The sequence below is a fragment of the Micromonospora sp. PRAS1 genome (assembly GCF_059553435.1).
The window spans coordinates 54842-73259 of record NZ_JCANNB010000026.1 but is presented as its reverse complement, the minus strand read 5'-3'; the positions used below and the strand labels follow the sequence as shown (position 1 = coordinate 73259).

Annotated in this window: 14 protein-coding genes and 1 pseudogene; 10 read left to right on the top strand and 5 right to left on the bottom strand. The window is 69.2% G+C overall.

The genetic code is table 11. The features are described from left to right. The first annotated feature begins 211 nt into the window (after window positions 1-211). The 9 genes from AC507J_RS22585 to AC507J_RS22545 all read left to right on the top strand — a co-directional run bounded on the left by AC507J_RS22585 (window position 212) and on the right by AC507J_RS22545 (window position 10372). Entirely contained in the window at window positions 212-1225 is a 1014-nt protein-coding gene (locus AC507J_RS22585) for a polysaccharide biosynthesis protein (protein WP_496291188.1), read from the top strand. After that, window positions 1222-2352: a polysaccharide biosynthesis C-terminal domain-containing protein gene (locus AC507J_RS22580; protein ID WP_496291169.1), complete on the top strand. Its 1131-nt coding sequence runs from the start codon at window positions 1222-1224 to the stop codon at window positions 2350-2352. The genes AC507J_RS22585 and AC507J_RS22580 overlap by 4 nt, the downstream gene beginning before the upstream one ends. Before the next feature lie 40 nt (window positions 2353-2392). Then, window positions 2393-3505, top strand: coding sequence for a non-hydrolyzing UDP-N-acetylglucosamine 2-epimerase (gene wecB, locus AC507J_RS22575; protein ID WP_496291168.1), 1113 nt, complete (start codon window positions 2393-2395; stop codon window positions 3503-3505). A 525-nt stretch (window positions 3506-4030) separates the two neighbouring features. Further along, a complete protein-coding gene (locus AC507J_RS22570) occupies window positions 4031-4387 on the top strand; it encodes an acyltransferase (RefSeq protein ID WP_496291167.1) in 357 nt (118 codons plus the stop codon). Continuing rightward, window positions 4384-5532, top strand: coding sequence for a glycosyltransferase (locus AC507J_RS22565; protein ID WP_496291166.1), 1149 nt, complete (start codon window positions 4384-4386; stop codon window positions 5530-5532). Before AC507J_RS22570 ends, AC507J_RS22565 begins: the two co-directional genes overlap by 4 nt. 26 nt (window positions 5533-5558) lie before the next feature. Continuing rightward, window positions 5559-6698 carry a glycosyltransferase family 4 protein gene (locus tag AC507J_RS22560; protein WP_496291165.1) on the top strand — a complete coding sequence of 380 codons (1140 nt, stop codon included), beginning with the start codon at window positions 5559-5561 and terminating at the stop codon, window positions 6696-6698. After that, window positions 6695-7699, top strand: a complete 1005-nt coding sequence (locus tag AC507J_RS22555; RefSeq protein ID WP_496291164.1) for a polysaccharide pyruvyl transferase family protein — start codon at window positions 6695-6697, stop codon at window positions 7697-7699. Before AC507J_RS22560 ends, AC507J_RS22555 begins: the two co-directional genes overlap by 4 nt. Further along, window positions 7700-9106, top strand: coding sequence for an oligosaccharide flippase family protein (locus tag AC507J_RS22550; RefSeq protein ID WP_496291163.1), 1407 nt, complete (start codon window positions 7700-7702; stop codon window positions 9104-9106). Window positions 9107-9112: 6 nt separating this feature from the next. After that, entirely contained in the window at window positions 9113-10372 is a 1260-nt protein-coding gene (locus tag AC507J_RS22545; protein ID WP_496291162.1) for an O-antigen ligase family protein, read from the top strand. On the opposite strand, the gene AC507J_RS22540 is transcribed toward AC507J_RS22545, so the two are convergent. Together AC507J_RS22540 and AC507J_RS22535 are read right to left on the bottom strand one after the other, a co-directional pair. Beyond that, on the bottom strand, window positions 10359-11105 hold the full coding sequence (locus tag AC507J_RS22540; protein ID WP_496291161.1) for a TylF/MycF/NovP-related O-methyltransferase: 747 nt from the start codon (window positions 11103-11105) through the stop codon (window positions 10359-10361). The two genes, AC507J_RS22545 and AC507J_RS22540, sit on opposite strands and share 14 nt — an antisense overlap. A gap of 279 nt (window positions 11106-11384) precedes the next feature. Further along, window positions 11385-13845, bottom strand: a pseudogene (locus AC507J_RS22535) (Tex family protein). Here AC507J_RS22535 and AC507J_RS22530 point away from each other — a divergent pair. Continuing rightward, on the top strand, window positions 13844-15355 hold the full coding sequence (locus tag AC507J_RS22530) for a deoxyguanosinetriphosphate triphosphohydrolase family protein (RefSeq protein ID WP_496291160.1): 1512 nt from the start codon (window positions 13844-13846) through the stop codon (window positions 15353-15355). The pseudogene AC507J_RS22535 and the gene AC507J_RS22530 sit on opposite strands and share 2 nt — an antisense overlap. Window positions 15356-15364: 9 nt before the next feature. Here AC507J_RS22530 and AC507J_RS22525 read toward each other — a convergent pair whose 3' ends face one another. The 3 genes from AC507J_RS22525 to AC507J_RS22515 all read right to left on the bottom strand — a co-directional run bounded on the left by AC507J_RS22525 (window position 15365) and on the right by AC507J_RS22515 (window position 18371). Next, window positions 15365-16009 carry a NeuD/PglB/VioB family sugar acetyltransferase gene (locus tag AC507J_RS22525; RefSeq protein ID WP_496291159.1) on the bottom strand — a complete coding sequence of 215 codons (645 nt, stop codon included), beginning with the start codon at window positions 16007-16009 and terminating at the stop codon, window positions 15365-15367. Between the two features lie 125 nt (window positions 16010-16134). Continuing rightward, window positions 16135-17100, bottom strand: coding sequence for a GNAT family N-acetyltransferase (locus AC507J_RS22520; RefSeq protein ID WP_496291158.1), 966 nt, complete (start codon window positions 17098-17100; stop codon window positions 16135-16137). Window positions 17101-17219: 119 nt separating this feature from the next. Then, window positions 17220-18371 (bottom strand): MBL fold metallo-hydrolase, encoded by a 1152-nt coding sequence (locus AC507J_RS22515; protein ID WP_496291157.1) that lies wholly within the window; start codon window positions 18369-18371, stop codon window positions 17220-17222. Window positions 18372-18418: the final 47 nt, after the last annotated feature.

The following is an 18418-nucleotide window of genomic DNA, read 5'->3' as shown; positions in this document are numbered from 1 at the left end:
TATGTGCCTATGTATGGCTTTTTGTGAACGAGGCGAGCTTAGTGGGCATATGTTCTAGCATGTCCGTCTACAGGGCACTGCGGACGATCTGAGCTTCGATGGTGGATTGCCGCTCTCCGCCCGTTCTGTAGTCGTCCGGCGGCCGTCACCGTGAACGGAACCCGCTCCGAAGAGAGGATCAACCTTGACTTTTCTGCCTACTGGCCGATGCGTGCTGATCACCGGCGGTACCGGTTCATTTGGCCAGACGATGGTTCGCCGGCTGATCGAGCGCGGCGTCGGCGAGGTCCGGGTGCTCAGCCGGGACGAGGCCAAACAGGACGCGATGCGGCGGACGCTCGGCGACGAGCGGGTGCGCTACTACGTCGGCGACGTGCGCGACTACGACACCGTGCTGCGGGCGACCCGCGGCGTGGACTTCATCTTCCACGCCGCAGCGCTCAAGCAGGTCCCCTCCTGCGAGTTCTTTCCGTTGGAGGCGGTCCGGACCAACGTGCTGGGCAGCGCGAACGTGGTCGAGGCCGCCGAACGCAACGGGGTGCGCTCGATGGTCCTGCTCGGCACCGACAAGGCCGTCTATCCGGTGAACGCGATGGGGATGTCCAAGGCGTTGATGGAGAAGGTGGCCCAGGCGCACGCCCGCAACAACCCGGGCAGCGCGACCACGGTCTCCAGTGTCCGCTACGGCAACGTGATGTACAGCCGTGGATCGGTCATCCCGCTCTTCATCGAGCAGATCAAGGCCGGACGAGCGCCGACGGTCACCGACCCGTCGATGACCCGGTTCCTCATGTCGCTCGCCGACTCGGTCCAACTGGTCGAGCACGCCTTCCTGCACGCCCGGCCCGGTGACATCTTCATCCGCAAGGCCAGCGCCTGCACCGTCCGGGACCTGGCCGCCGCGCTCTGCGAACTCTTCGACGTGCCGGCCAAGATCGAGGTGATCGGCGTACGCCATGGCGAGAAGGTGCACGAGACCCTGGCCAGCCGCGAGGAACTGGTCCGAGCGGAGGACCTCGGTGACTTCTTCCGGGTGCCGGTCGACGACCGTGACCTGAACTACGCCCTCTACGTGTCCGAGGGGGACCTCGGCAACGCCGAAGGTGCGGACTTCAACTCGGCCAACGCCACCCGGCTGGACGTACCGCAGGTCAAGGAGTTGCTTGTCACGCTCCCCGAGGTGCGCGCCGAACTCGCCGCACGCGACCTGGCCCTGGCCTCATGAGGCTCGCGCTGACCGGTGCCGGTGGCTTCCTCGGTTGGCACGTACGAGTGCTGATCCGGGCCCTGGGCTGGCCGGAGCCGGTACTGCTGACCCGGGCCGACCTCGCCGAGCCGGAGATGGTGGCCGCGAAGCTGGTCGGCGTGGACCGGGTGCTGCACCTGGCCGGGGTCAATCGCGGCGATCCGGCGGAGGTCGCCGCCGGCAACGTGGAACTGGCGACGGCCTTGCTGCGGGGGCTGCGGCAGTGCTCGGTGCCACCGGCGACGCTGGCGTACGCCAACTCGGTGCAGTCCGGAAACGGCACACCGTACGGCGACTCGAAATCGGTCGCCGCCGCCACCCTCGCCGGCGCCACCGACCTGGGTACCGATCTCATCGACCTGCACCTCGCCAACCTCTACGGCGAGCACGGCCAGCCCTTCTACAACTCCGTGGTGGCGACCTTCTGCCGACTGCTCGCCGACGGTGGCGAGCCCGAGGTCCGGGAGGATCGTGAACTGGATCTGGTGCACGTCACCGATGCCGCCGCCGCTCTGGTGGGAGCCCCGCCGGGCGGCTCGTGGGACGCCACCATGCCGGCGCTGCGGATCGGGGTGCGGTCGCTTGCCGAGTTGCTCGGCGACTTCGCCGTGACCTATCGGACGGGCGAGATTCCCGCCCTGCCCGGCCGGCACCACGTCCGGCTCTTCAACAGCTACCGGTCGCACTGCTTCCCGGCGAGCTTCCCCGTTCCGCTCAACCGGCACCGCGATCAGCGGGGCGAGCTGGTGGAGGTGGTCAAGGCGCACGGTGGCGGCAGTGGCCAGACGTTCTGCTCGACCAGCCACCCGGGGGTGACCCGGGGGGAACACTTCCATCTGGCCAAGGTGGAGCGGTTCGCCGTGCTGCGCGGTACGGCCGAGATCAATCTGCGCCGGGTCGGCCACGACGAGGTGATCCGGTTCCCGGTCAGCGGGGAGGTCCCGGTTGTCGTGGACATGCCGACCATGTGGGCGCACAACATCGTCAACACCGGCGCCGAGGAGTTGCTGACCCTCTTCTGGACGAACGAGATCTTCGACCCGTCCCGGCCGGACACCTATCCGGAGCCGGTGGCGGCGGTACGTGAACCGCTGGCGGTGGGATGAGACCGGCCGGCATCGTGGGAGGACGAGAATGACGCGGGTAATGACAGTCGTCGGTACCAGGCCAGAGATCATCCGGCTCTCCCGGGTCATCCACCGGCTGGATCACACGGTGGACCATGTGCTGGTCCATACCGGGCAGAACTGGGACCCCACCCTCTCCGACGTCTTCTTCAAGGAACTGCAACTGCGGGAACCGGACCGGTTCCTCCGGGTCGACACCACCTCGCTGGGGCGGGTCCTCGGCGGGGTGCTGGTCGGCACCGAGCAGGCGCTCGACGAGGTGCGGCCCGATGCGCTGCTGGTGCTCGGCGACACCAACAGTTGCATCGCCGCGCTGATGGCCCGCCGGATGCGGGTGCCCGTCTATCACATGGAGGCCGGCAACCGCTGTTTCGACGCCAACGTGCCGGAGGAGACCAACCGTCGGCTGGTGGACCACGTCGCCGACTTCAACCTCGTCTACACCGAGCACGCCCGGCGCAACCTGCTCGCCGAAGGGCTGCACCCCAGGCGGATCCTGCACACCGGCTCGCCGATGCGCGAGGTACTGGAGCACTACCGGGAGGAGATCGCGGCCTCGGCCATCCTGCGTCAGCTCGAACTCGAACCCGGCCGGTACTTCCTGGTCAGCGCGCACCGCGAGGAGAACGTGGACCACCCGGACCGGCTCGGGCACCTGCTGGACTGCCTGGTCGCGGTCCGGCAACGGTGGGGGTACCCGGTTCTCGTCTCCACCCATCCCCGGACGCGCCAGCGGTTGGCGGCGCTCGCGCCGGGCTCGTCGCTGCTGGAGGGGATCGTCTTCCACGAGCCGTTCGGCCTGCTCGACTACGTGCACCTGGAGACGCAGGCGTACTGCACGCTCTCGGACAGCGGCACGATCAGCGAGGAGTCCGCGATCCTCGGCTTCCCGGCGGTGACGCTGCGCGAGTCGATCGAGCGGCCGGAGGCGCTGGACGTCGGCGGCATGATCATGACCGGCCTCGATCCGCAGGGCGTGATCGAGGCGATCCAGGTGACCGTGGCGCAGGTCGCCGCGGCGGGAGTGCCCTGCCCGGCTGACTACCAGGTCCCGGACACCTCCCGCCGGGTGGTCGACTTCATTCTGTCCACCGTCCGCAGGCACCACGACTGGGCCGGCATCCGACGTTGAGTGCCGGGCGTCGGGCGAGGGTGTCGTGCCCGCCTTCGACGCGGCGCTGCCGGTCACGCTCTGGCTGCCGGCGCAACCCCGGGCGGCCGGGCGACCGCATTCGATCGCCCGGCCCGCCCTTCGTTCCACCGCTATCTCCAATAAGGATCAGGTCACGTGAAGCAGGTTGTCCAGTCCGTCTCCAACGATGCGCTGGCCGTCGTCGAGGTGCCTCATCCTGTGTCGGCCGCCGTCGAGGTGCTGTGAGAACAGCCGTGGTTTTCCATGCGCTTACTGGTACATAACGTGCGTATATGGGCAAAAATAGTCATACGGTACGAAGAGATGTGGAGGTGTGCGATGAGAGGCGTGGTTGAGATACTTCGCCCGGTCGTGCGATCGTCCCGGCGAATCCGGGCGCGAATCCATGCGCGGGGACGCCTTCGCGTCGGACGCGATTTCGTCGTCGGGCCGGGCTTTCGACTTGCCCGCAGCCTGACGCTCAGCGCGGCTGATCGTGTCTCGATTGGTCCGGACTTCCGTTGCATGACCAACGCCGTGTTCGGAGACGACGTCATGGTCTCAGCGTCGGTAGCTTTCGTCGGGAACGACCACGCCTTCGACGACCCCACGCAGACGATCCACACCCAGGGCCGGTTGCCCTGCTCCACCGTGTATCTGGAAGGGGACAACCTCATCGGGTTCGGCACGATCGTCGTGGGCAACGTGCGCATCGGGCGGCGGACGATCGTCGGCGCGGGATCGCTCGTGACCAGGGACCTGCCACCGGAGACAATCTGCGTTGGCCGGCCAGCGCGGCCGATCCGCTCGCGCTTTCCGGCCCGGGATACGACGCCGGGACAGGTGCCAGACGGTTACGAGCTGACGGGACCGCTGACATGATGGACGACCGGCCGCGCGTTCTCATCGTGTACCAGCATCTGCCGCACTACCGCAGCGGAGTCTTCGCGGAACTGGAGCGCAGCCGCGACGTGGCATACGAGTTCGCGGCCGGGACGGTGTCGCGGGACGGCACGATCCCGACCATTCCGCCAACGTCCCTTCGCAGGTTCTTCCGGTTGACCAATCACTGGTTCGGACCCTTCCTGTGGCAGACGGGACTGCTCTCGGTGCTCAGGCGGGAGCACCACCACGCCGTCGTGTTTCTCGGCGATATGAAATACCTGTCGACGTGGGTGGGTGCACTGCTGTGCCGGCTGCGCGGACAGCCCGTGTTCTTCTGGACAATCGGCTGGCACCGGCCGGATGCAGGGCTGCGCATGCGAGTACGGATGGCCTTCTACCGGCTCGCCCACACTCTGCTTCTGTACGGGCACACTGCCGCGCGCATCGGCACGGGACTCGGCTTCCCGGCAGAGCGGATCACGATCATCGGTAACAGCCATGTATCGAGCATCACGGCGACTGGAACACGGGGCGAGATCGACATCGAGGATCTCGACACCCTCCTGCCCGGGGCCGACGTTGACGTCGTGACCGCCGTCGTGCGTCTCACCACGGCGAAGCGGCTCGACCTGATCGTCGCTGCGGCCGCCCATCTCGCCAGGACCGGCCGCAAGGTCGTCGTGGTCCTGGTCGGGACCGGTCCGGAGCGGGAGAACCTGCGACGCATGGCCGACGACCTCGGCGTCGACCTGCGGCTCACCGGGCCGATCTACAGAGCGGAGAAGCTGCGGTTGATCTACGAGCGCACGAGTGTGTCCGTGGTGCCGGTGTACGCCGGTCTGACGGCTGTCCAGAGCTTGAGCTACGGGCGACCAATGATCACGTCGGACGACGAGTATCACCGCGCGCCCGAATCCGAATGCATCCGCCCCGGGCAGACCGGTGGCTTTTATGTCAACGGATCGGCAGAAAGCCTTGCCGAGGTGATCGCCGAGTGGTTGGACCGCGTGCGCGCCGAGCCGGAGACGGTAGCTGACGCATGCCGGTACGAGGTCGAGACGCGCTGGACACCGAGCGCGCATGCGGCCGCGATCAACAGCGCCGTCACCGCCACCCTGACCCGACCGGAGCGTGTCTCATGAGCTCGTTCACATCTGACAAGAGTCCGATGAGGATCGCGGTCGTCAATCCATACGGCACCGGAACCACGTACAGCGGACCGGCAGTATTCCTGAACCGGCTGTTGGAACCAGTATCCCGAGAACACCACACCGCAGTGCTCTACGGCGTCCGGGACCTCCAGGACGCGGGCCTGCCGTGGGCGACGGTGTCGGTGCCGATCATGACATTTCGGCGATACACGGTGCTGGAGCAGGTGCGCTGGTCGTTCCGGGTGACGGGGTGGCTGCTGCGCCATCTTGGCCAGTACGACATGGTCCATTTTCATGGTGCTGCAGTGTTCAATCTACTGCCTGCGCTCGCCGCGATCGTGCGTCGGCGTCGCTACCTGCTCGTGGTGCTGGCCGCACGTGGCGACCTGTCGCTCTCCGCGCGATCCGGCCGCATTCCGCTTGTCCCTGCGCTGCGTCGGCTGCTGGTGTCCCGGGCAACGGTGGGCTTGGCGCTTTCCGACGACATCGCATCGGAATACGCCGCCCTCGGACTTCCGTCCCAGCGCATTGTTCCCATGCACAATCCTGTCGACACCGCTCGGTTCGCTCCGCTGGTGCCGCCCGGCGAGGACCGGCGCGCGTTGTCGCAGACGCTCGGGTTCGTCGGGAAGCTCTCCGCACGCAAGCGGCCCGACCTGGTCCTGGAAAGCCTGGCGCTGTTACGCCAGCGAGGTTTTTCCGAGGCACGGGCGATCTTCGTCGGCCCCTTCGCTGACCCTGAGTATGAGCAGTTCTTCCGCGACCGGATGAGCCGGTTGGCGGTGACGGATGCGGTCGAACTCAGGGGCTATTGCGCTGATGTGTCGACGGTCCTCGCAGCGGACGTCAGCCTGCTGGTCCTTCCATCGGAGAAGGAAGGGCTCCCTGGTGCCCTCGTCGAAGCGATGGCGTGCGGGCTTCCGGCGATCGTTACGGACGTGGGCGGCATGGGACGGACCGTCCGGGACGCGGGCTGCGGTTGGGTCGTGGCGGCGGACCCCGAGGCGATCGCTGCGGCGGTAGCGGAGTTGTGGAATGACCGAGATCGCTGGATCGAGTACTCGACCGCTGCCCAGCGGTATGCCCGGTCGCACTGCGCCATCGAAGCGGTCGTGCACACCTACCTCAGGGCATTGAGCAAGGAAGGCACGCGATGACACCGGTAGGACAGCTGCCCGATCTGAGTGGGCTGCGGTCGCTTCTGGCCGACTGGCGCGGCCACGCCGGCTACCTGGTCGAGTTCGTCGGACCACGGGCGATCCCGTTGGGGAACAACGGCGACGAGTTGCTCGGTCGGGTGTTCCGCCGGGTCCTGCGCGATCTGGGCATCACGCTGGTGCGCCGCCCAAGCGAAGCCAGCCTGCTCCTGGTCCGTCCGGGCGGCGCGCTGCTGGACCGCTACCAGGCGCCGGCATTGTTGGCCGGTCGGCTGGCCCAGCTGCCGGATCTGCCATTGATCATCTTTCCGCACTCGAGCTGGTTCGAGCGGGACGATCCGGCAACCATGTTCGCCGGTCGTCGAGCGCCCACACTGTGGATTTCACGCGAGCAACGATCACACCGCCACCTGTGCGACGCGTGGGGCGAGAGTCTGGCCCGCGCCGGAGTCACGCTTGAGCTCGACCACGACATGGTGATCAGTGGGAATTCGTACGTTGCGCAAGCGCTCGGGGACGTCACTCGGCGTGCGAATGGCGATGACGGCCTGCTCCTTGTCGCGCGACTGGGTGTCGAGGCCGGACGCATGGATGGGCCAATCGACCGCGGCACCTGGTACCGACGTATGGCCGTGCGCGGACTGCGCCGTCTGCCGCACCGGACGCTGGTTTCCATCCGACAGCGGACCACGCGTGATCGGCAGATCGCGGCGAACAGTCGGATGCTGACCACGGTGAGTTCCGAGCTTGCAACCTCACGCATGCCGATGAGTCCGTGGTGTTTCGACATCAGCGATCCATCACGGGCGAGCTTCGACGAGTTCGCACGGGCTATCTCCGGGGCCGCCGCAGCCGTCACCAACCGGCTCCACGTCGCCGTCCCCGCCGCAATCTTGGGGAAGCGCACGTTTCTTGTGGAGTCTGGCTACCACAAGGCGGGCGGAGTGTACGAGCACTCACTCCGAGATATGGAGGCCATCACGTTCATCCGGCGGACGTAGGTGACGACGACGGCAGCCGGCATCGGGATTGTTCTGCGCAGTGTGGCGCAACTCTCCGCGGGCACAGTGGTCGTACAGTCCATGGTTGCGGTCAGCCAGGTGCTGTTCGTGGTGTGGCTCTCCCCGGCACAGTTCGGGATGTGGGCGACGGCGACGGCGTCGATGGCGGTCCTGACCGGCCTGGTCAACTTCGGTGAGGTCAATGGTTACCTCGCGGGTGGCGTACGGAGCCTCGGCGAGGTGCGGCGCGCCATCTGGCGGCTGAACGCGGTTCTCACCGCTGGCGCCCTCGCCGTCGTCGGCGGCTACTGGTATTCCGGTCGCCATGACGTGGCGGTCCTGGTCGCGCTCATTGCGCTCAACCTGCCGCTTCTGGGCGAGTGCAACCTGTTGTACGCGGCCTATGTGCGGCAAGCCGAGAACGGTAGGCTCGTGCGCGCCCAGGCGATGTCTGCCGCCGCGCGAACCGCCCTGGGACTCGCCGTTGCGTGGCTGACCGAGTCGGCAATTGCGTTCGCGGCCGCGATGTTGCTCTATTCCGTCGCGATGATCGTCCTGCTGTCTCCTCGCACCCGACAGTGGCCGGAGCGAGACGGTGATCGGCTGGCGGCGGTCGGCTGGCGGGTGCGCGGCGCGTGGTCGGCGCAGGCGCTGTCCCAACTGTTGCCCACCCAGGTGGATTTCCTCGTCGTGTCGGTTGTCGCCGAGCCGTCGCTGCTGGGCGTGTACTTCTTCGCCTATCAGGTGACGGTCGGGCTCACCGCGATGGTGGCGGGGCCGCTGGTGAAGTCGGTCCTGTCGACGCTCGCGGCGCAGGACGAGCAGGCCCGTCCGGCACTCGCTGAGCGTCTGATGTCGACCGTCGCCGCCCTTGCCGGCGGAGCCGCGGCTGTGGGTGTTGGCGTGATCACCGTAGTGGGTGGGGCGTTGCCCGGTCAGTGGGAGGGCACTGCGGCAACGATCGGCCTGCTGCTCGCGTCGGTGCCGGCGAGATTCCTGTCGGTCATCAGCGATGCCGCCCAGATGGCCGCTGGTGCCTGGTGGCGCAGCGCCGGGCTGAACGCGCTCGACGCTGTCGGCACCGCCGCCGTCGCACTCACCGCCATTGCTGGCGACATCACGGTGCTCGCCGTGGCCATCGTCGGATGGAAGGTGGCATTCATGTGCGTTCGAGTATGGCGGAGCCCACTGAGTCTGCCAGCCTGGCGGCGGATCGCAGTCGCCGCACCCACGGTGCTCGTCGCCGTTGGGCTCACCCTGGCCGTGCTTGCCGGCCACCCATATCTGTGGCTCCTGACGCTCGGCGCGCTAGCCGTTTCTGGTGGTCGCCTGTTCACGCTCTGGCGGGTCCGCCGTCCCGTAGCGGTACCGGCCGGAGCGGTCGCGGCCGAATCATCTTGGAGTTGATGTCCGATGGCTTTGCCTCCGCTGACCGAACACAAGCCCCGCCAGAAGTATGCACTGGGGTGCATCGCCCTGTTCGGATTGTGTTACGCCGGTCTCGTAAAGGGGTCGCCGATCTTCGCCAGTTCACCGATTGATCTCACATTGTTCTTTGGCATAGCCGCCGGGCTCGCCGTCGGCATATATTTCCTGTGCGGGCGCGCATACGACTGGCGGGCGGTCGCGTGCGTGTTCGGGTTGTGGGCGGTCTTCGGTATCGGCGCAGCGATGAACATCGGTACAGATCGGGGTGCGTACAAGGCCGCCCTGCTGTACACACTGACGCTGCTGTGCGCCCTCGGACCATGCCTCCTCCTCGCGAGCGCCCGGCCACAGCGGCTCTGGCTGTACCTCTCGGTGGGGACCGGCCTGGCGACGGCAATCGCGGCCATCCTCCTTCGAGACGATGCTGCGTGGACGGTGTATCACCGGCTCAACGTCGAAGGGACAACAACGATCGCAACCGCGCGGGTCATTGGCGCGGCTTCGGTCGTCGCGACGATCATGATGGTCCTGACCTCCGGTCGCCGTCGGCTGTGGTGGTGTGCGATCGCCGTGTTCTGTACCGGCCTTGTCGTCATGGTGGGCAGTCGTGGTCCGCTCATCTCCTTGGCGCTGGCCGTTCTGGCGGCGCTGTTCTTCGGCAAGGCCATGCACGGCCGGCGCGTCTCCGCGTTTGCCTTGGGGACCGTCGTTGTCACTGCGTCGGCCTGGGCCGTGGTCGAGTCGTCTGTGCGCCATCCGGAGCGGATATCGCAGTTCATGGGGGGTGACGTCACTGACGTGGCCCGGGAGGGCCTGCTGCGCGAGGCACTCAGCGTGATCGGCCGGAACCCGCTAGGCCTGGGGTGGGACGGTTTCGTCGCAATCCCGGCCATCCAGTTTGTCTACGGGGGTCGGGACAGTCCGATCTATCCGCACAACTTCCTACTCGAGATCTTCGTGGAGGGTGGTTGGCTCGCTGGAGCGCTCGTGCTGGTGCTCGCGGGTTTCTCGATCAGTGGCTATGTCATGAACTCGCGAACGAGGGAATCAGCGGCGATGCTCGGCCTTGGTGCCTACTGGATCGCGGTCGCTCAGACGTCCAGCGACATCAACGGTAACCGGACGACGTGGGTCATGCTGGTGCTGGGCCTGATGTATTACTTCAAGGAACGGAACGAGCGACGGGCTGTGCGCACGGCATCCGCTGACGGGCGAGTGAGGTACCGTCAGGTCAGCCCGCCTTGACGACGTGCAGCCGGCTCCGCCGGACGAAGGTGTATCCGGTCCGGCCCGCGAAGTACTCGTCGACCGCGGTCCGGCATCCGGACCATTGGTCGTAGTCGTCAATAACGAGCCGTCCGCCTGGGACGAGTTGGGGTTCGATTTGACGCAGACACGTCATCACCGACTCGTACCAGTCGCAGTCCACGTGAGCGAAGGCCACCGGATAGGTGACGCGCAGAGAGTCCTCATACAGGCCTTGCACGAACTCCACGGAGTGGGCTTCCGCGGGCACGCCTAGTGTGCGGAAATTGTCGCTGACCTCGCCGAGCAAATTGTCGCGGTAACCGTAATAGGTGTCCCCGCCGATACCGGTTGCCTTGCCGCTCGCGATCTTCGCGTAACGTTCGTGGACGTCGTTCCCGTCCCTTTCAGCCGGAGGAGGAATCATCCCGAACGTGTCGTAGACCTTCATCGGCCGCGACGGGGCCTTTGCCTTCGCGATGACGATGGCGGAACCGCCGAGAGCTGCGCCCGCCTCGACTACGGCGCCGGGCAGGCCGCGGCGCTCCATCGCGAGCACCGCCTCAGCGAGGTCGATGAGGCCCTCGTGAGGAAGAAACGTCAACCGGCGCTCGCGGACCTGGCCGATGAGATGGCCCAACTCTGGGTGGCGGCGAGTGAAGAAGCCGGCCCTAATCGGACTCCGCAACGCCGCTACCGGATGCCGGGACAGACGTCGAAGTTGGGTTGCCATGTTCATGCGCTACCTCCGAAAGGATGGACGCCGGCGAGAGACGGCGCAGGACATCACGTGGTTGGTGCGGCGGACCCTGCCGGCCGCGGCCACGCCGCGGCCCGCCGGCAGGGTCATCGAATATGACAACGATCGTCGACCTCAGCAGACATCCGAAGTCGCCGCACTGGTTCCACGCGCTGCGCCGCCCTCGGCTGTTTCCGCCGACCCGGGAAATGCCGACTACAGCGATGGCCCTCGACGTCGCTCCTGTCAAGCGCCCCTATGCCTTCACCGAGTTCACAGCAGACCGGCACGGCGTAGCGCGTCGGCCATCGCCCCGTCGGCGGGCGCGCCCGCTCCGCCTCGGCCCTGGCGTGCCTGTCCGCCTCGCTCTTGGCCACCACGCCCTTGACCACCGCGGCCCGGCGTACCCCGGCCCTGCCCGGTCGGGCCGCCTCGACCCCGCTGGTCTACCCCGCCACGGCCACCGCCACCGCCGCCTGGCTGCGTTTCGTCGTCGAGCCGCAGGGTGAGCGAGATCCGCTTACGCGGTACGTCCACGTCGAGCACCTTGACCTTGACCACGTCGCCGGACTTCACCACCTCGTGCGGGTCCTTGACGAAGGTGCGCGACATCGCCGAGACGTGCACCAGGCCGTCCTGGTGCACCCCGACGTCCACGAACGCGCCGAACGCGGCGACGTTCGTGACCACGCCCTCCAGGACCATGCCGGGGGTGAGGTCGCTGATCTTCTCGACGCCCTCGACGAAGGTCGCCGTCTTGAACTCCGGCCGCGGGTCGCGGCCCGGCTTCTCCAACTCGGCGAGGATGTCGGTGACGGTGGGCAGGCCGAAGGTGTCGTCGACGAAGTCGGTGGCGCGCAGCCCGCGCAGGATGTTGCTCCTGCCGATGATCGACCGGAGGTCCTGGTTGGTGGCGGCGAGGATCCGGCGCACCACCGGGTACGCCTCCGGGTGCACGCTTGAGGAGTCCAGCGGGTCGTCGCCGCCGGGGATGCGCAGGAAGCCCGCGCACTGCTCGAACGCCTTCGGCCCCAGCCGAGCCACCTTCTTCAGTTCGGCCCGGGTGCGGAACGGGCCGTTGGCGTCCCGGTGCAGCACGATGTTCTCGGCCAGGCCGGCACCGATGCCGGAGACCCGGGTGAGCAGGGGCGCGGAGGCGGTGTTGACGTCCACCCCGACGCCGTTGACGCAGTCCTCGACCACGGCGTCCAGCGACCGGGAGAGCTTCACCTCGGAGAGGTCGTGCTGGTACTGCCCGACGCCGATCGAGCGCGGGTCGATCTTGACCAGCTCGGCGAGCGGGTCCTGGAGGCGGCGGGCGATGGAGACCGCGCCGCGCAGCGACACGTCCAGCCCGGGCAGCTCCTGCGCCGCGTACGCGGAGGCCGAGTAGACCGACGCCCCTGCCTCGGAAACCACGATCTTGGTCAGCTTCAGCTCGGGGTGCCGCTTGATCAGGTCACCGGCGAGCTTGTCGGTCTCCCGGCTGGCGGTGCCGTTGCCGATCGCCACCAGCTCGACGCCGTGCTTCGCGGCAAGCGTGGCGAGGGTGTGCAGGGAGGCGTCCCACTGCCGGCGCGGCTCGTGCGGATAGATCGTGTCGGTGGCGACCACCTTGCCGGTGGCGTCCACCACTGCCACCTTCACCCCGGTACGCAGCCCCGGGTCCAGCCCCATCGTCGGCCGGGCCCCGGCCGGCGCGGCGAGCAGCAGGTCACGCAGGTTTGTGGCGAAGACCCGGACGGCCTCCTCCTCGGCCGCCTGCCACAGTCGCATCCGCAGGTCGGCGCCGAGGTGGATGAGGATCCGGGTACGCCAGGCCCAGCGCACCGTGTCGGCGAGCCACTTGTCGGCGGGCCGACCGGCGTCGCTGACCCCGAACCGGCCGGCGATCGCGGCTTCGTACCGGGTCGGGCCGGTGACCGGCGCGTCGGCGTCGCCCTCGGCCTCCGGGTCCATGGTCAGGTCGAGCACGCCCTCCTTCTCGCCCCGGAACATGGCCAGGATCCGGTGCGAGGGCAGCTTCGGGTACGGCTCGGCGAAGTCGAAGTAGTCGGCGAACTTCGCTCCGGTGCTCTCCTGCCCCTCGCGTACCTTGGCCACCAGCCGGCCCCGCGACCACATCTGCTCGCGCAGCGTGCCGATCAGGTCGGCGTCCTCGGCGAACCGCTCGATCAGGATGGCCCGCGCCCCGTCCAGCGCGGCGGCGGCGTCGGCCACTCCCTTGTCCGCGTCGACGTAACCGGCAGCTGTCTCCCGGGGGTCCTGCGTGGGGTCGCCGAGCAGCGTGTCGGCGAGCGGCTCCAGCCCGGCCTCGCGGGCGATCTGGGCCCGGGTCCGGCGCTTGGGCTTGTACGGCAGGTAGATGTCCTCCAGGCGGGACTTCGAGTCGGCCGCCATGATCTGCGCTTCCAGGGCCTCGTCGAGCTTGCCCTGGGCGCGGATCGACTCCAGCACCGCCGTCCGGCGCTCGTCCAGCTCGCGCAGGTAGCGCAGCCGCTCCTCAAGGGTGCGCAGCTGGGTGTCGTCGAGCAGCCCGGTGGCCTCCTTGCGGTACCGCGCGATGAAGGGCACGGTGGCGCCGCCGTCGAGCAGCTCGACGGCCGCGCGTACCTGGCGCTCGGCGACGCCGAGTTCTTCGGCGATGCGCTGATGAACAGAGAGGGTCACGATGTCGCTCCGCCTTCGGGTGTGGGTTCCGTGGTGCATTCTGCCGGGCTACCGTGGCGATCATGGAACCACCTGTGGAGCCGCGCGCCCGACGCCTCTTCGGAGGCAGCGCCCGGGCCCTCGGCGACCTCGCGACCAGCCCGTTCCGGGCCGACCGGGACCGCATCGTCGGCTCGCCGTTCTTCACCCGGCTGGGTGGCGTCACGCAGGTGATCAGTCCGGGCGGCTCCGGCCTGCTGGTGCACAACCGGCTCACCCACAGCCTGAAGGTGGCCCAGGTCGCCCGGGCGATCGCCGAACGGCTCACCGCCGACGGGTGGCAGCGCGACCTGGTGGAGAAGTTGGGCGGCTGCGACCCGGACGTGGTGGAGGCCGCCGCGCTCGCCCACGATCTGGGTCACCCGCCCTTCGGGCACCTGGGGGAGCGGGTGCTGGACCGGCTCGCCCGGCACCGGCTCGGCCTGCCCGACGGGTTCGAGGGCAACGCCCAGTCGTACCGGATCGTCACCTCGACCGAGATCCGGGGCGCGGCGACCACCGGGCTCGACCTGACGGCGGCGGTACGGGCGGCGATGCTGAAGTACCCGTGGACCCGCCTCGACCATCCCGATCCGCATCCGCGCCTGCTGGACCCGCCGCCGCGCGGGGCGAGCCCGCCGCCGGACGACCCGGATAGCGGTTCGGCGAAGTTCGGTGCGTACCGCACCGAGCTGGACGACCTGCGGCAGGCCCGGGCCCCGTTCGCCGGCCGCATCGTCGACTGGCAGCAGACCGTGGAAGCGTCGGTGATGGACACCGCCGACGACATCGCGTACGCCATCCACGACGTGGAGGACTTCTACCGCGTCGGTGTGCTCCAGCAGGGCGCGGTGGCCGCCGAGCTGATGGCCTGGCAGCGCGAGGGGGCGAGCCTGCGCGGCATCACCGACGCCGCCTTGACCACCTCGGCCCGCCGGCCCGGCGCGGCGATCGAGCGGCTGCGCCGCCAGTTGCACCGCAAGGACGGCTGGATCGCCGACGACGAGGCGTTCGCCGCCGCCGTCGAGCACGTCCGCGAGGAGGTGGTCGAGGGGCTGCTCGCCCTGCCGTTCGACGGCTCGATCGAGGCCGAGCAGTACGTGGCCCGCTTCTCCGCCCGCTGGACCACCCGGTTCGTCGACGCGATCACCGTCGTCGAGCAGCCGTCGATGCGCTCCGGGCACGTGCTGCTGGCCCCGGCGCAGTGGCACGAGGTGCAGGTGCTCAAATTCGTCCACCACCGGTTCGTGCTGGCCCGGCCCGACCTGGCGCTGCACCAGCGGGGGCAGGCGCGCCTGCTCGGCACGCTTGTCGAGGCGCTGCTGGAGTGGCTGCTCGACCCGGAGGAGGAGTCCCGGCTGCCCCGGCGGCTGCACGACCTGGTGGAACTGGCCGAGGCGGAGCTGCATCCGCGTACCCCGGACCGGATCGGCAGGGCCCGCGGCCGGGCCATCGTGGACTTTGTCGCCCAGCTCACCGATGGCCAGGCGGTGGCGATGCTTGACGCGCTCTCCGGCCGTTCCGGCGCGCTCTGGACCGACGCTTTCGTGCTCTGAGGGCGCGACTCAACGCGCCGGTACGCCCTTGACCACGAGGTCCACGGACACGTCCCGTACGACGCACGCGCCGGCGCCGACCGTCGCACCGGCACCGATCCGGAGCCCGGGCAGCACGACGGCGCCCGCGCCGATCAGCGCGGCGTCGCCGAGCCGGCAGTCGCCGGAGACGGCGGCGAGCGGGTGCAGCGAGACGTAGTCACCGACCACACAGTCGTGGGCGAGGGTGGCGTTCTGGTTGACGTGCAGGTGCCGCCCCGCGGTGACGTTCGTGGTGATCCGGGCACCGGCGAAGACCACCAGACCCTCGGCCGAGACGAGATCGGCACCGACCGTGGCGTCCGGATGCACCAGACTGGCGGCGGGCAGGTTGAGCGCGTCGACCCGGGTGGCCACGGCCCGCCGGATCCGCGGATCACCCACGCCGAGCGTGACATGGGTCTGCGGCGGCAACTGGCCGAGCGCCGCCAGCGTGCCGAGGTACGGTGCGACCGCCTCGGCCCGCTTCCGGTTGTGTTCCGGGGGATCGTCGTCGACGAAGCCGAGCAGCCGCCAGGCCAGTCGGCCGGTCGCCTCGTTGACCGCCGCCACCAGTTGGGCGATCTCCCGACCGTGGCCACCGCAGCCCACGACGACGAGGTCGATGGTCATCATGATCCGATCTTCATCAGCTGCTCCTGCCACTTACTGGTCAGCGAGCAGGGTAATGAAGTTTGGGTGGAGAAGTACCGCTATCCCGATTTATGCCGCCCGATCGCCGGACGGCTCGGGCCGGCCGCTCAGTGGCCGATCATGCGGTGCAGCCGGAGGAACGTCTCGGTGAAGCCGAGCCTCGGCCAGGTACGCGAGGAGAGCAGGTTGGTCACCCGCCAGTCGGTGACCACGCTGTCGAAGCCGCCGTCGACGGCCCAGTCGACGACCGCCGTGCCGAGTGCCCGGCCGGCGCCGGCCCGGCGGGCGTGCGGAAAGACCGCTGCGTACCCGAGGAAGGCGGCGTTGTCCGGACGGGCCGGCCCGAGATGGCTGCTCGACTTCTCCAGCGCGCACCCGATGGCCGAGCCGATCACCGTGCCGTCGCGTTCGGCGACGAAGGTGGCGTACCCCGGGTCGTCGATGTCGTCCGCCCAGTCGGCGAGGCTCTCCTCAAGCGTCCCGACCCGACCCGCCGAGAACGTCGGGGAGAGGCCCTGATGCGTGGGCAGTTCGAGGTCGAGGCGGGCGAGCGCCGGGATGTCGGCCCGGACGGCGCGCCGCACCGACACCCCGCCGGCCCCGGCCGACAGCCTCGTCGACGGTCGGATGGCATGCGCGTGCTGCTGGCCGAAGCCCAGCCGGAACCAGGCCCGGACCAGTTCCTCGTCCTGGGCCGGCACGATCACGTAGTGCGCGGTGCGGCCCTCGTCGACCCAGCGGGTCGCGGCGGACGCGTACAGGTCGCGCATCACCTCGGCCTCGGTGACCGCCTGCCCGGCCGCCTCGACCCAGATGTTCGGCCCCCACAGCGGAGACGCCTTCGGTGCACCGAGCACGAACCCCACTGGCACGCCGGACCGGAGCGCGACCGCCCCGGAGGCGTCCTTCGCCTCGAACGCGGCGGTCAGCTCCGCGACGGCGACGTCGACGGTCTCGAAGCGCGGCGAGAGCAACGGCTGGGCGAGCCGGTGGCGGCGGTGCCGGTCGGCCAGCAACGCGCCGCAGGCCGGCACGTCGGCGGCCGTGAACGGCCGGATCTCCAGGCGGGACATGGCCCGCACGGTATCCGCCGAGCGCATCGGCCGGCATCCGGGTTTTTCCGGCTGGCCCGCGCGCCGGCCGGGCGCGGCGGACGAGCGAGGTGACCGCCGGCCAGGCGTCCGGCGGACGGTCAGGCGACCGCCTGCCACCAGCCGTCGACCGGCGGCGGGTCGTCGACCACCACCCGTTCGCCGGGACGCGGCACGGCCAGCCGGACGTCACGCGCCTTCGCCTCGGCCCAGAGCCGGTCGACCGGCTCGGACCAGTCGTGCATGGCGAGGTTGAACGTCGCCCAGTGCACCGGAACGAAGAGGCCGCCGCGCAGGTCCAGGTGGGCGTTGACCGCCTCCTCCGGGAACATGTGGATGCTCGGCCAGGCCCGGTCGTACGCGCCGATCTGCACAAGCGTCACGTCGAACGGCCCGTGCTCCGCGCCGATCTCGGCGTACCCGTCGAAGTAGCCGGAGTCGCCGGTGTAGTAGACCCGGCGCTGGCGGCCGGCGACCACCCAGGAACTCCACAGGGTGCCGTTGCGGCGCAGCCCGCGTCCGGAGAAGTGCTGGGCGGCGGTGCAGGTGATCTCCAGGTCGCCCAGCCGGTGGGTCTGCGCCCAGTCCAGCTCGATGATCCGGTCGGCCGGCACGCCCCACCGGTCGAGGTGGCTGCCGACGCCGAGCGGCACCAGGAACGGCGCCGACTGCCGGGCGGTCAACTCCCGCACCGTGGCCATGTCCAGGTGGTCGTAGTGGTCGTGGGAGATCAGGATCGCGTCCAGGCGGGGCAGCTCGTCGAGGCGTACCGGCGGCTCGTGCAGCCGGCGTGGGCCGACCGTCGCCGACGGGGAGCACCTGTCGCTCCACACCGGGTCGAGCAGCACCCGCCGACCCTCGATCTCGATAAGCGTGGAGGCGTGCCCGTACCAGACGACGTTCAGCTCGCGCGCCGGGTCGACCTCGGGTGCCTCGGCGGGCCGGACCAGCGGCACGGCGACGCTCGGCCGGCGCTGCTGCTTACCGAAGATCATCTCCCGGAGCAGGTTGCGGTCGGGAGCCGGAGCCATCGTCCGGGTGGCGGCCCGGTTGTGGAACGTGCCGTCCCGGAACTGTGGTGACCGGGCGGCCCGCTCGGCCCGGGCACCGGCGAGCCGTCCGCCGAGGGCGGCCGGTATCTCCCGGGCGGCCCAGGCCAGGCCGGCCAGCCCGACCAACGCGGCCAGGCCGGTGACCGACCCGCTGATCCGCCGGCCGGTGGTCGACCGCTTCGGCTCGCTCGGTACCCGCATGGTCCCCCCTTGGCTGCTCCCCCGAGGACCACGTTAGTCGCCGCCGG

What these genes read in the sequence shown, in the direction of transcription:
- AC507J_RS22580 (WP_496291169.1), top strand. Translation starts at nt 1,222, where the DNA reads ATGAGGCTCGCGCTGACCGGTGCCGGTGGCTTCCTCGGTTGGCACGTA.
- wecB (WP_496291168.1), top strand. Translation starts at nt 2,393, where the DNA reads ATGACAGTCGTCGGTACCAGGCCAGAGATCATCCGGCTCTCCCGGGTC.
- AC507J_RS22570 (WP_496291167.1), top strand. Translation starts at nt 4,031, where the DNA reads ATGACCAACGCCGTGTTCGGAGACGACGTCATGGTCTCAGCGTCGGTA.
- AC507J_RS22565 (WP_496291166.1), top strand. Translation starts at nt 4,384, where the DNA reads ATGATGGACGACCGGCCGCGCGTTCTCATCGTGTACCAGCATCTGCCG.
- AC507J_RS22560 (WP_496291165.1), top strand. Translation starts at nt 5,559, where the DNA reads ATGAGGATCGCGGTCGTCAATCCATACGGCACCGGAACCACGTACAGC.
- AC507J_RS22555 (WP_496291164.1), top strand. Translation starts at nt 6,695, where the DNA reads ATGACACCGGTAGGACAGCTGCCCGATCTGAGTGGGCTGCGGTCGCTT.
- AC507J_RS22545 (WP_496291162.1), top strand. Translation starts at nt 9,113, where the DNA reads ATGGCTTTGCCTCCGCTGACCGAACACAAGCCCCGCCAGAAGTATGCA.
- AC507J_RS22540 (WP_496291161.1), bottom strand. Translation starts at nt 11,105, where the DNA reads ATGGCAACCCAACTTCGACGTCTGTCCCGGCATCCGGTAGCGGCGTTG.
- AC507J_RS22530 (WP_496291160.1), top strand. Translation starts at nt 13,844, where the DNA reads ATGGAACCACCTGTGGAGCCGCGCGCCCGACGCCTCTTCGGAGGCAGC.
- AC507J_RS22525 (WP_496291159.1), bottom strand. Translation starts at nt 16,009, where the DNA reads ATGATGACCATCGACCTCGTCGTCGTGGGCTGCGGTGGCCACGGTCGG.
- AC507J_RS22520 (WP_496291158.1), bottom strand. Translation starts at nt 17,100, where the DNA reads ATGTCCCGCCTGGAGATCCGGCCGTTCACGGCCGCCGACGTGCCGGCC.
- AC507J_RS22515 (WP_496291157.1), bottom strand. Translation starts at nt 18,371, where the DNA reads ATGCGGGTACCGAGCGAGCCGAAGCGGTCGACCACCGGCCGGCGGATC.